Below are 12,640 nucleotides of genomic sequence, written 5' to 3'. Positions count from 1 at the left end.
CTGGCCGGACACGGGCCCGGTATGGCAAACAAAGCAATAAGCATGCCATCGCGCTGGCGCCCGCGCAGCGGCGCGCCGGCGCGTCCACCGCGCACCCAAACGGTTCGAAGGCGCACCAATGCGGTGCGGCCGCGCACCGCCGCGCGCGCCGCCGGTCCGCGTGCGGCGTGGTCCGCCGGCGGCGGCCGACTGGCATGGAACTTGCATCGACAGCGTATCGACCCGGCCACGCCGGGAACTCACCAGGGCAATGGCGCCCTGCCCGCCCGGCCACTGGCCGCGCAGGCAGGGCGCTTTCTTTTTTGGAGCCGAGCATGAACGGCAACGCGCGCACCGTGGACACCGTCTGCCCCTACTGTGGCGTGGGCTGCGGCATGACCCTGCATGTGGAGCGCGAGCAGGTGGTGAAGATCACCGGCAACCGCGAGCATCCCAGCAACTTCGGCCGCCTCTGCACCAAGGGTTCCTCGGCCCACCTCGCCCTGCGCCAGTCCGGCCGGCTGGAACACGCCTATGCGCGCGACCGGCGCGGCCAGGACCTGGTGCCAAGGCCGATGGCGCAGGCCCTGCGCGAGACCGCCCGCCGGCTGCGCGCCGTCATCGATGCGCACGGCCCGGACGCGGTATCGCTGTACGTGTCCGGACAGATGTCGATCGAGGCCCAGTACCTGGCCAACAAGCTCGCCAAGGGCTTCATCGGCACCAACAACATCGAGTCGAATTCGCGGCTGTGCATGGCCAGCGCCGGCAGCGGCTACAAGTTGTCGCTGGGCGCCGACGGCCCGCCGGGCTCGTACCAGGACATTGACCGCGCCGACCTGTTCCTGGTGATCGGCGCCAACATGGCCGACTGCCATCCGATCCTGTACCTGCGCATGATGGACCGGGTCAAGGCCGGCGCCCGCCTGATCGTGGTCGATCCGCGCCGCACCACCACCGCCGAGAAGGCGCACCTGCACCTGGCGATCAAGCCGGGCACCGACCTGGCGCTGCTCAACGGCCTGCTGCATCTGCTGCATGAGGCCGGCAAGACCGACGCGGCCTTCATCGCCGCGCACACCGACGGCTGGGAGGCGATGCCGGACTTCCTGCGCGACTACGCGCCCGAGCGCGTCGAGGCGCTGACCGGCATCGCCGCCGCGCAACTGCGGCAGGCCGCCGACTGGATCGGCGCGGCGCCGGAATGGATGAGCTGCTGGACCATGGGGTTGAACCAGAGCACCCATGGCACCTGGAACACCAACGCGCTGTGCAATCTGCACCTGGCCACCGGCCGCATTTGCCGGCCGGGCAGCGGGCCGTTCTCGCTGACCGGCCAGCCCAATGCCATGGGCGGACGCGAGATGGGCTACATGGGTCCCGGCCTGCCGGGCCAGCGCAGTGTGCTGTCGGCCGCCGACCGCGCCTTTGTCGAGGCGCGCTGGGGCGTGCCGGCCGGCACGCTGCATGCGCGGCTGGGGCAAGGCACCATCGACCTGTTCCAGCGCATGGCGGCGGGCGAGATCAAGGCCTGCTGGATCATCTGCACCAATCCGGTGGCCAGCGTCGCCAACCGCGCCAACGTGCTGGCCGGGCTGCGCGCCGCGGAACTGGTGATCGCGCAGGACGCCTACCTGGACACCGAGACCAATCGCCATGCCGACATCCTCCTGCCCGGCGCGCTGTGGGCCGAGGCCGACGGCGTGATGATCAATTCCGAGCGCACCCTGACGCTGATGCCGCGTGCCGTGCCGCCGCCCGGCGACGCCCTGCCCGACTGGCGCATCATCGCCGCCGTGGCCGGCGAGATGGGCTACGGCCACGCGTTCCAGTACGCCAGCGCGGCCGAGGTGTTCGACGAGATCGCCGGCTTTTCCAACCCCGCCACCGGCTACGACCTGCGCGGCGCCAGCCATGCGCGATTGCGCGAAACGCCGCTGCAATGGCCCTGTGCGCGCGCCGACGGTCCGGACCGCAATCCGATCCGCTATCTCAACGACGGCGTCAGCCAGCCGTGGCGCGAAGAGGAGGACGGCGCGCGGCCTCGCCTGGCGTTCGCCACCGCCAACGGCCGCGCGCAATTCCACGCGCGGCCGCATGTCGATCCGGCCGAGCTGCCCGACGTCGACTATCCCATGGTGCTCAACACCGGACGCCTGCAGCACCAATGGCATACGCTGACCAAGACCGGCAAGGTGCCGATGCTGAACAAGCTCAATCCCGCGCCGTTCGTGGAGATCCATCCCGACGACGCGACTGCGCTCGGCATCGCCGCCGGCGACAGTGTCGAGATCCGTTCGCGGCGCGGGCGCGCGGTGCTGCCCGCCGTCGTCACCGACCGTGTCCGGCCCGGCAACTGCTTCGCCCCCATGCACTGGAACGACCTGTATGGGGAGGCGCTGTGCATCAACGCCGTCACCAGCGACGCCATCGATCCACTGTCGCAGCAGCCCGAACTGAAGTTCTGCGCGGTGGCGCTGTGCCGCGTGTCAGCGCCTGCCGACAGGACGACGGCCGCCGAACCACCCGCCGTGTCGGCAGGCCGCGCCGCGCCGGCCGAGGCCATGGCCGCGCCGCTGGGGCTGGCCGCCGACACCGGCGAAGCCGCCATCCGCATCATCGGCCCGCGCCCGCGCGTGACGCTGCTGTGGGCCTCGCAGACCGGCAATGCCGAATCGCTGGTGGAACGCAGCGCCGCCGCGCTGGCCGCGGCCGGTTTCGCGCTGCGCACCGCCTGCATGGCGGACTGCGCGGTCGACGCCCTGGCGCGCGCCCAGTACCTGCTGCTGATCACCAGCACCTTCGGCGACGGCGAGGCGCCGGACAACGGCCAGGACCTGTGGCGCGCGCTGTCCGCCGCCGACGCGCCGCAACTGGCGCCGCTGCGCCACGCGGTGCTGGCCCTGGGCGACAGCAACTACGAGGCTTTTTGCGGCCACGGTCGCCGGCTCGACCGGCGGCTGGCGCAATTGGGCGCGCGGCCCTTGCTGGCGCGGGTCGATTGCGACACGGACTTCGAGGCGCCGGCCCAGGCCTGGCTGGAAAGCGCCATTGCCGCCATCCACGCCGCCGAGGCCGAACGGCAAGGACATCCAGCGGGCGACCTGATGCCGGATGACATCGCCGGGGCGCTGGCGGCCGGGGCCTCGCCGGCGCGGGCGCCGCGCCCGGCGTCCGCGATTGTGCCGACCATCGCGCCGCCGACGCCTGCCGGCTCGCCGCCCGGCATGCGTCCCGCGCCGCCCTCCCGCAAGCGCCCGGCCCGCGCGCGCCTGGTCGGCAACCAGCGTCTGAACGCCCACGGCGACAAGGACACCCGCGCGCTGGCGCTGGACACGTCGGACTCGGGGCTGGCCTACGAGGCCGGCGACGCGCTAGGCGTGTGGCCGGTGAACTGTCCCGCGCTGGTGGAGGAGCTGCTGGCGCAGGCGGGCCTGTCCGGCGACGCCGTGGCCAGCGTGCCGGGCGTCGGTGACATGCCGCTGGCCCAAGCGCTATCCGCGCATTACGAAATCGCGCGCCCCGCCCCCGCCACGCTGGCGCTGATCGCCGAACACACCCGCGACCCGGGCCTGCGGCAATTGCTGGCCGAGGAGCGCCGGACCGACCTGCGCCAATGGTTGTGGGGCAAGCAGCTGGTCGACGTGCTGCACGCGTTTCCGGCTGCGCTGCCGGCGCAGGCGTGGCTGGGCGCGCTCAAGCGCCTGCAGCCGCGCCTGTACTCCATCGCCTCCAGCCCCAAGGCGCATCCCGGCGAGGTCCACCTGACGGTGTCCGCCGTGCGCTACGACAACGGCCGGCGCCAGCGCAAGGGCGTCTCGTCGACCTTCCTGGCCGACCGCGCGGGTGACGCCGACGTGCCGGTCTTCGTGCAGGAGGCCAGCCACTTCCGGCCGCCACGGCAGGGGGACACGCCGATGATCATGGTCGGCCCCGGCACCGGCGTGGCGCCGTTCCGCGCCTTCCTGCAGGAGCGGCGGGCGCGCGGCGATGGCGGCCGCAACTGGCTGTTCTTCGGCGAGCGGCACGCGGCCAGCGATTTCTACTATCGCGACGAATTGCAGGCGCTGCGCGATGATGGCCTGCTGACACGGCTGGACCTGGCGTTCTCGCGCGACCAGGCGGCCAAGGTCTACGTGCAGGACCGCATGCGCGAGCACGGCGCACAGCTCTGGGCGTGGCTGCAGGAGGGCGCGCATTTCTATGTCTGCGGCGATGCCGAACGCATGGCCAAGGACGTGGACGCCATGCTCCGGCAGGTGGTGGCGGAACATGGCGGCCTGGACGCCGACGCGGCGGCAGCCTATGTGGCGCGGATGACGGCCGACAAGCGCTACCTGCGTGACGTGTATTGAGAGACAGGGGCCGGGCCGTCCGGTTGGGCGGCCCGGGCCGCGCCTGCGCGCAGGCGCGGCGGGCGGGGATCAGGGCGCCGGGTTGGGATGGCGCACGTGGATCTGGTCGATGGCCTGCAGCAGCTCGGACGACAGTTCGACGTCGACGCTGTCGATGTTCTCCTTCAATTGCTGCAGGTTGGTGGCGCCGATCAGGTTGCTGGTGACGAAGGGGCGCTGGTTGACCCAGGCCAGCGCCAGGTGCGTCGGCGAGATGCCGTGCTGGCGCGCCAGTTCGACGTACGCGCGGGTGGCGGCCTCGGCCTGCGGATTGCTGTAGCGCGTGAAGCGCGTATACAGCGTCAGGCGCGCATTGGCGGGACGGGCGCCGTCCAGGTACTTGCCGCAGAGCATGCCCATGGCCAGCGGCGAATAGGCCAGCAGACCCACGCCTTCGTGGTGGCTGAATTCGGACAGGCCGATCTCGTAGACGCGGTTGAGCAGGCTGTAGGCATTCTGGATCGAGGCGATGCGCGGCAGGCCGAGATTGTCGGAGGCCTTCAGGAACTGCGACACGCCCCACGGCGTTTCGTTGGAAACGCCCACATGGCGCACCTTGCCGGCGCGCACGAAGTCCTGCAGCACCGACAGGGTTTCCTCGATCGGCACGGTGTGGTCGTCCTTGACCCACGGATACGACAGCTGGCCGAAGGTGGCGGTGGTGCGGTCGGGCCAATGCAGCTGGTACAGGTCCAGGTAGTCCGTCTGCAAACGCTTGAGGCTGGCGTCCAGCGCTTCGGTCAGGTTCTTGCGGTCCAGGAAGGTCTTGCCATCGCGGATGTGGCCGGGACGCTTGGGATCGCGCACCGGGCCGGCCACCTTGCTGGCCAGCACGATGTCCTGGCGGCGCTTGCCGCGCGCCAGCCAGGTGCCGATGTAGGTTTCGGTCAGGCCCTGGGTTTCCGGCTTGGGCGGCACCGGGTACATTTCGGCCACGTCGACCAGGTTGACGCCGCGCTCCAGCGCGTAGTCGAGCTGCTGGTGGGCCTCGGCCTCGGTGTTCTGCTCGCCCCAGGTCATGGTGCCCAGGCCGATGAGGCTGACGTCCAGGTCGGTACGGCCGAGTTTGCGGTATTTCAAGTTCTGCTCCGTGCGGAATCTCTGAAGGGAGCGATTACCTTACCGCAACTCGGTTGGCGTTTTGCTGACGAAGCGGCGCGGTTGGCCCAGCCCGTGGACGCCGCCCCCGTCAGCCGACGGCGGCGCGCTTCAGTCCCAGGCGGCGGCCAGGCCTTCCGGGCTGACTTCGCGGCCGTTGCGTTCCAGCGCGGCGATCCGCGCCATGTCGGCGTCGGTCAGGCGCAGGTCGCGGGCCAGCAGGTTGCTCGCCAGGTTCTCGCGCCTGGTGGACGACGGGATCACGGCGAAGCCGCGCTGCAGCGCCCAGGCCAGCGCCACCTGCGCCGGCGTGGCGTTGTGACGCTGCGCGATCTGGCCGATCACCGGGTCCTTGAGCACCTTGCCGTAGGCCAGCGTCATGTACGACGTGACGTGGATGCCCTGCTGGTTCAGGAAGTCCACCAGCTTGCGGTTCTGCAGATACGGGCTGAGCTCGATCTGGTTGGTGGCGATCGCTTCCTTGCCGACGGCGGCGATGGCCTCGCGGGTCTCGGCAATGGGGAAGTTGGAAATGCCGATCTGGCGCGTCAGGCCCTGTTCGCGGGCGTCCATCAGTCCGGCCATCATCTCGGCGATGGCCACGCCGTTGCCGGGCGCGGGCCAGTGGATCAGCGTCAGGTCGACGTAGTCGGTGCGCAGCTTGGCCAGGCTGTCCTTCAGGCTGGGCACAAGCTTGGCGCGGCCATAGTTCGGCACCCAGATCTTGGTGGTCAGGAACAGGTCGGCGCGGGCGATGCCGCTGGCCTCGATGGCCTGGCCGACCTCGGCTTCGTTTTCATAGATCTGGGCGGTGTCGACGGCGCGGTAGCCGACGTCCAGCGCGTTGCGCACGGAATCGATGACGACCTGGCCCTGCAGGCGGAAGGTGCCGACGCCAAAAGACGGAATGCTCATGTAAAACTCCCGGGTAGGTGTTGGAATGCACCCAGTGTGCCCGCGCGATCCTTGCGGAATAAGCCCTGTATCGGCGAAAGACTTTTGATATAACGTCAAATATGAAAACGACCCTCGACGAAATGCAGGTCTTCATCGCCATCGTGGACTGCGGTTCCATCACCGCCGCCGCCGATGCGCTGCAGCAGACCATTTCCGCCACCAGCCGCACCATGACGCGGCTGGAGGAAAAGCTGCAGACCACGCTGATGCGCCGCACCACCCGGCGGCTGGAACTGACCGAGGAAGGCAGCGCCTACCTGGAGCAGGCCCGCAAGATCATCGCCGCGGTCGAAGAGACCGAGGAACAGATGCGCGCGCGCCGCAACCAGCCGGCCGGGCGGCTGCGGGTCGACGCCGCCTCGCCCTTCATGCTGCACGTCATCGTTCCGCTGGTGCCGGGCTACCGCAAGCGCTATCCCAAGGTCGAGCTGGAACTGAACAGCAACGAGGGCAACATCGACCTGCTGGAACGCCGCACCGACCTGGCGCTGCGCATCGGCAGCCTGAAGGATTCTTCGCTGCACGCGGTGCCGATCGGCCGCAGCCGCGTGCGCGTGCTGGCCAGCCCCGGCTACCTGGCGGCGCACGGCGCCCCCAAGCGGGTGGCCGATCTGCGCGAGCACACCCTGCTCGGCTTCTCGCAACTGGAATCGCTGAACGAATGGCCGCTGGAAGACGCCGACGGCCAACCGCTGCACATCCAGCCGGCGATCCGCTCGTTCAGCGGCGAAACGCTGCGGCAACTGGCGCTGAACGACGCCGGCATCGTCTGCCTGTCGGACTTCATGACGCGCGCCGACCGCCAGTCCGGCGCCTTGCGCCAGCTGTTCCCGCGCCAGACGCTGGACGTGCGCCAGCCGGTCAACGCGGTGTACTACCGCAACACCGCGATCTCCTCGCGCATCAAGTCCTTCATCGACTACCTGGTCGAATCGCTGGGGCCGCGCGGCTTCGACGAGTGAGCGCCGCCCGCGCCGGGCTCGCGGCGGCGGCTCCGGCATAATGGCTGCCTGAACCGCAATCTCACGCATCACCCATGAAAAGCAGCTCCCCAGGCGGACTCGTCTACTCCACCGACGGCGGCCGGATGTGTCCGCAATGCCGCCGCCCGCTCGCCGATTGCCAGTGCAAGGCGGCGGCCCGGCCCGTGCCGGCGCCCGGCGGCGTGCGCGTCTCGCGCGAAACCAAGGGCCGCGGCGGCAAGGCCGTGACCGTGGTCAAGGGCCTGCCGCTGGACGACGACGCCCTGGCGGCGCTGGGCAAACAGCTGCGCACCGCCTGCGGCTCGGGCGGCACCGTCAAGGACGGCGTCATCGAGGTGCAGGGCGATCACTGCGACCGCATCCTGGCCGCGCTCGACAAACTCGGCCATCGCGCCAAGCGCGCCGGAGGTTGACCCTCATGATCCTGGACCCCGCCATCGTCGATAGCTGGCACGCCCACGTCTACTTCAACGCCGACAGCCGCGACGCGGCCTGGGCGCTGCGCGAACAGGCGCTGGACGCCTTCGGCGACAGCATCCAGATGGGCCGCTTCCACGAGCGCCCGGTCGGCCCGCACCCGCAATGGAGCTACCAGCTCGCCTTCGCGCCAGCCGCGTTGCCGCGCGTGCTCACCTGGCTGACGCTCAACCATGGCGCGCTGGACGTGTTCCTGCATCCGAACACCGGCGAGTCGCTGCGCGACCACCGCGACTGCGCGGTGTGGATCGGCCACAGCCACACGCTGAACCTGGCGGCGCTCGGCGGTTGAACGCCGCGAACCGGCCATGCCCGGCGCGGATCAGGCGATGGCCGCGTCGCCCTCGCCCAGCGGCGTCCGCAGGTACCGCCCCGGCGTCATGCCGAAGGCGCGCTTGAACATGGCGATGAAATTGCCGGGCGTGGCATAGCCCAGCGCGTCGGCCACCTGCGCCACCGGCTGGCCCGCGCTCAAGCGCTCCAGCGCATGGATCAGGCGCAGTTGCTGGCGCCACTGCGCGAAGCCCAATCCCGTTTCCTCGCGGAACAGTCGCTGCGCGGTGCGTGGCGCCAGCCCGGCCTGCGCGGCCAGAACTTCCAGCGGCCGATTGTCGGCCGGGTTTTCCGCCAGGACTTGCGCCAGTCGGGCCAGCCGGCGGTCGCGCGGCCACGGCAGGTGCAGCCGCTCGCGCGGCGCCGCCTCGATTTCGTCGAGCAGCACGGCCGCGAAGCGCGCGCGCGCCGGGTCCAGCGCCAACTTGTCCGGCCAATCGGCCGCGCGCAGCACCATGGCGCGCAACACCCCGTCCACCCCCAGCACGCAGGGCGCCGCCGGCAACGCCGCGGCGGCCTGCGGATGCACCAGCGCCACCCAGCCGCTGGCCGCCCCGGCCACGCTGACCCGATGCCGCAGCCCTGGCGGGATCCAGCCCGCGCGCTGCGGCGGCAGCAGCCACGAGCCGGCCTCGGTGCGCACCCGCATCGCGCCGCTGTCCACCCCGAACAACTGCCCGCGGGCATGGGCATGCCAATCGTATTCGCGCGAGCCCAGGCGGAACTCGCTGCCGGGCGCGTCGGCGCCATGGAACACGCACACGGCCGGGCCGTCGAGCAATTCGCTGTAGTCGGGCGCGGGGGCAGCGGTCTGGCGGGTTCGCATCATTTGTTGGCGCGCCGGCATTACCGTCGCGGGCGCGCTTGCGCGCAAGCTGTGGAGGTGCCGGCAACGCCGGCTTGCTTCGAGGACATTATGCAGAATCTCCACGTTTCCATCATCGGCGCCGGCCTGGGCGGCCTGTGCCTGGCGCAGGGGCTGGCGCGCGTCGGCATCGACTTCGACGTCTACGAGCGCGACGCGCGCACCGACAGCCGGGTGCAGGGCTACCGCCTGCGCATCGACGCCACTGGCCAGGCGGCGCTGGCGCACTGCCTGCCGCCGGACCTGTACGCCCTGTTCCAGCAAAGCTGCTCGACCCACGACCACCCCGGCGCGATGCTCGACGCGCAACTGCGGCCGCTGCCGCGACGCGCCTCGGCCACCTGGCGCCTGGACGACGCCGACACCCCGCCCGACCGCTCGGCGCACCGGCAGACGCTGCGCGAGATCCTGCTGGCCGGCCTGGAAGGGCGCGTGCATTTCGGCCACGGCTGCGCGGGCATGGATGACAGCGGCCCGCGCCTGGAAGGCATCCGCGCGCGGCCCGGCACGCTGGTGGTGGCCGCCGACGGCGTGCACTCGGCGCTGCGGCGCCAGCACCTGCCGCTAGCCGTGCCCGAGGATAGCGGCACGGTGACGATCTTCGGCATGGCGCCGGCCGGCAGCCTCGCGTCCGGTGACCTGCCGCCGGCCCTGCGCGATGGCGCCGGCGTGGTGTTCGGCGCCGGCTACGCGCTGGTGCTGGACGCCATGAAACTGGCGGCGCTGCCGGCGCTGGCGCGGCGCCTCGCGCCGGCTTGCACGCTGACGGCGGTGCCCGGCTACCAGTACTGGGCCATCATCGGCGAGCGCCGCGCGGTGCTGGGCGCGGACGACGCCGCGATCAGCGCGAGCCAGCGGGACGACACCGCGACGGGCGCGCGCTGGCAGCAAGCCGCGCAGCGCCTGCTGGCGCCGGTGCATCCCGCGCTGGCCGCCATGGCGGCCGCCAGCGATCCGCGCGGCATCGCGCTCAAGACCGTCTACCAGGCGCCGCCCCTGCCGCGATGGACGCAAGCCGGGCTGACGTTCCTGGGCGACGCGGTGCATGCGATGAGCCCGGCGGGCGGCCTGGGCGCCAACACCGCCCTGGCCGATGCGCAATCGCTGGCGACGCGGCTGGCGCAGGTGTGCAAAGGCCTGCCGCTGGGGCAGGCCTTGCAAGACTATGAAGTGGATCTGCGCGCTCGCGGCGACCGGGCCGTCCAACAATCGGCCGAGGCCGCCGCCCGCGTCACCGGCAGGGGCTAGGGCCTGCTCGCGCGAGAAGCAACGCCGCGCAGGCCCGCAACCCCGCCGCCTCAGGGCTCGGCCGGCGCCTGTTCCAGCGCGGGCGCCTTGCGCGCCTTGCGCAGGAACGACACCAGTTGCCACACCACGGCCGCGCCGATCAGCGCCAGCAGCGTGCCGCTGATGGGCCGCGTCAGGAAGATGCTGAACTCGCCGCGGCTGAGCAGCATGGCGCGGCGGAAGTTCTCTTCCAGCATCGGGCCGAGGATGAAGCCCAGCATCAGCGGCGCGGCTTCCATGCCCAGGCGCAGGAACAGGTAGCCGATCAGGCCGAAGATCGCCGTGATGTAGATGTCGTCCAGGTTGTTGTTGATGCTGAACGTGCCGATGCAGCAGAAGAACAGGATCGCCGGGAACAGCACCGTGTACGGAATCTTGAACACCGACAGCCAGTAGCGCACCAGCGGCACGTTCAGGATCAGCAGGAAGCAGTTGCCCACCCACATGCTGGCCACCAGGCCCCAGAACAGGTCGGGGTGGGTGCCGATCATGTTGGGGCCGGGCTGGATGCCCTTGACGATGAAGGCGGCCAGCATCAGCGCCATGACGGCGTTCTCGGGGATCCCGATGGCCATCAGCGGGATGAAGCTGGTGCGCGCCGCCGCTTCGTCGGCCGCCGCCTGGCCCGCCACGCCTTCGATGGCGCCGCTGCCGATCTCGTGGCGGTACTTGCTGAAGCGCTTGTCGGCCGCGTAGGCGGCGAACTGCGCGATGGTCGGGCCGCCGCCGGGCAGGATGCCCAGCACCGAACCGACCACGCTGCCGCGCAGCGCGCTGGGCAGGATGCGCTTGAACTCGGGCCACGTCGGGATCAGCTTGATCTTGCCGTTGAACGGCGTCAGCGTGTTGCGGTTATCCAGGTTCTTGACGATCTCGGCGATGCCGAAGCAGCCCAGCGCGATGCTGATCAGGCCCACGCCGTCCTGCAGGAAGGCCAGGTCCATGGTGTAGCGCGCCACGCCGCTGTTGACGTCGGTGCCGATCACGCCCAGCAGAATGCCGATCATCGCCATCGCCAGGCCATTGAGCAGGCTGCCGCTGCTGACGAAGCTGACGCAGAAAAAGCCCAGCAGCATCAGCGCGCAGTAGTCGGCCGGGCCAAACAGCAGACCGACTTCGCCCAGCGCCGGCGCCATGGTCGACAGCACCACGATCGCCACGGTGCCGCCGATGAAGCTCGACACGCCCGCGGTGAACAAGGCCAGGCCGGTCTTGCCCTTCAGGTTCATCTGATACCCGTCGATGCAGGCGACGATACTGCTCGCATGCGGGATCTTCATCGTGATCGCGCTGACGCTATCGCCGTACTGCGCGCCGTAGTAGATGCCGGCCAGCATGATCAACGCGCCGCCGGTGGGAATGGAATAGGTCAGCGGCAGCAGCAGGCTGATGGTCGACAGCGGGCCCAGGCCCGGCAGCAGGCCGACCAGCGTGCCGACCACGCAGCCGATGGCGCAGTACATCAGGTTCTGCAGGGTCAGCGCGTGCTCGAAACCGAACGCGAGGTTGTTGAACATCTCCATCATGGCGTCTCTCCCCTCAGAACAGCGGCAGGTTCAGGCCGAGCAGGTTGCGGAAGGCGAACGCCACCGCGATCAGGCCCAGCGAGATCTTGACGTTGCGCACCAGCGAATACGAGGTGCCCGCCAAGGTGGAGCAGAACACCAAGAAGACGATGCCGACGATCATGTTGATCAGGCCGGACACCACCGCGAAGCCGCACAGACTCAGCATGATGATGGCGATGTTCTTGATGCTGTAGCTCAGCGGCACGGGCGGCACGAAGCGCGAACGCACCACCGAGATCACCCCGATCACGCCCAGCAGCGAGCTGACCATGAGCGGGAACAGGCCAGGCCCCGACCGGCTGAAAGTCCCCAATTGATACTTCAATGCCGCCAGCCCGAACAACAGGGCGAAGGCGATCATGAAGAGCCCCGCAACGAAGTTTCTATTGCTTAAGTACATACGACGCGCCCTCCCAGGCAATGCGCTTTCTCGCTTGTTTTTCTCCAGCCGATCCTTGCAATCGGCCTGGCTTTCCCGCCTGTCTTGCCGCTGAAAATTTCGGTGCTGCGGACGGGTCGGCAGATAGTAGAGAGCGACACTTCCAATCCGCTTTCGCTTTTTGTGGCGAAACGCGTCAAACACTTATCGCTTTCCCGTAGTGCTCGCGGTTTTCAGCTGACTGCTTCCTGAATTGATGTCAAACTGAAAGCGGCCGGCGGCAACACCCCGGGTTATCGCCAATCTCGGCACGGCGCGAA

At 69.8% G+C, this 12,640-nt stretch carries 10 protein-coding genes; 5 read left to right on the top strand and 5 right to left on the bottom strand.

Annotated features, from left to right (window positions below):
* The first annotated feature begins 314 nt into the window (after window positions 1-314).
* A complete protein-coding gene (locus tag HV742_RS10220; RefSeq protein WP_175144974.1) occupies window positions 315-4,334 on the top strand; it encodes a bifunctional nitrate reductase/sulfite reductase flavoprotein subunit alpha in 4,020 nt (1,339 codons plus the stop codon).
* A gap of 69 nt (window positions 4,335-4,403) precedes the next feature.
* On the opposite strand, the gene HV742_RS10215 is transcribed toward HV742_RS10220, so the two are convergent.
* Both HV742_RS10215 and dkgB read right to left on the bottom strand, forming a co-directional pair.
* Complete coding sequence (locus HV742_RS10215) at window positions 4,404-5,453, bottom strand: NADP(H)-dependent aldo-keto reductase (protein WP_068980869.1); 1,050 nt, start codon at window positions 5,451-5,453, stop codon at window positions 4,404-4,406.
* 129 nt (window positions 5,454-5,582) lie between these two features.
* Window positions 5,583-6,386, bottom strand: a complete 804-nt coding sequence (gene dkgB, locus HV742_RS10210; protein ID WP_068950340.1) for a 2,5-didehydrogluconate reductase DkgB — start codon at window positions 6,384-6,386, stop codon at window positions 5,583-5,585.
* 101 nt (window positions 6,387-6,487) lie between these two features.
* Here dkgB and HV742_RS10205 point away from each other — a divergent pair, with 101 nt between their 5' ends.
* From HV742_RS10205 to HV742_RS10195, 3 genes are all read left to right on the top strand, one after another.
* Window positions 6,488-7,390: a LysR family transcriptional regulator gene (locus HV742_RS10205; protein WP_169536729.1), complete on the top strand. Its 903-nt coding sequence runs from the start codon at window positions 6,488-6,490 to the stop codon at window positions 7,388-7,390.
* Window positions 7,391-7,464: 74 nt separating this feature from the next.
* On the top strand, window positions 7,465-7,824 hold the full coding sequence (locus HV742_RS10200; protein WP_054428740.1) for a translation initiation factor Sui1: 360 nt from the start codon (window positions 7,465-7,467) through the stop codon (window positions 7,822-7,824).
* Between the two features lie 5 nt (window positions 7,825-7,829).
* Window positions 7,830-8,180, top strand: a complete 351-nt coding sequence (locus HV742_RS10195) for a DOPA 4,5-dioxygenase family protein (RefSeq protein ID WP_059272499.1) — start codon at window positions 7,830-7,832, stop codon at window positions 8,178-8,180.
* A gap of 30 nt (window positions 8,181-8,210) precedes the next feature.
* Here HV742_RS10195 and HV742_RS10190 read toward each other — a convergent pair whose 3' ends face one another.
* Window positions 8,211-9,047, bottom strand: coding sequence for an AraC family transcriptional regulator (locus HV742_RS10190; protein WP_100507602.1), 837 nt, complete (start codon window positions 9,045-9,047; stop codon window positions 8,211-8,213).
* A gap of 90 nt (window positions 9,048-9,137) precedes the next feature.
* Here HV742_RS10190 and HV742_RS10185 point away from each other — a divergent pair, with 90 nt between their 5' ends.
* Window positions 9,138-10,334 (top strand): FAD-dependent oxidoreductase, encoded by a 1,197-nt coding sequence (locus HV742_RS10185; RefSeq protein WP_175144972.1) that lies wholly within the window; start codon window positions 9,138-9,140, stop codon window positions 10,332-10,334.
* A gap of 50 nt (window positions 10,335-10,384) precedes the next feature.
* Here HV742_RS10185 and HV742_RS10180 read toward each other — a convergent pair whose 3' ends face one another.
* Window positions 10,385-11,896 carry a tripartite tricarboxylate transporter permease gene (locus HV742_RS10180; RefSeq protein WP_054415478.1) on the bottom strand — a complete coding sequence of 504 codons (1,512 nt, stop codon included), beginning with the start codon at window positions 11,894-11,896 and terminating at the stop codon, window positions 10,385-10,387.
* A gap of 16 nt (window positions 11,897-11,912) precedes the next feature.
* Window positions 11,913-12,341 carry a tripartite tricarboxylate transporter TctB family protein gene (locus tag HV742_RS10175; RefSeq protein ID WP_049075918.1) on the bottom strand — a complete coding sequence of 143 codons (429 nt, stop codon included), beginning with the start codon at window positions 12,339-12,341 and terminating at the stop codon, window positions 11,913-11,915.
* Between the last annotated feature and the right edge of the window lie 299 nt (window positions 12,342-12,640).

Origin of the sequence: Achromobacter ruhlandii, from assembly GCF_902859695.1 — a bacterium.
In the GTDB taxonomy this organism is placed as follows: domain Bacteria; phylum Pseudomonadota; class Gammaproteobacteria; order Burkholderiales; family Burkholderiaceae_B; genus Achromobacter; species Achromobacter ruhlandii.
The sequence above is the reverse complement of the archived record's forward strand: the minus strand, read 5'-3'. Positions and strand labels throughout refer to the sequence as shown.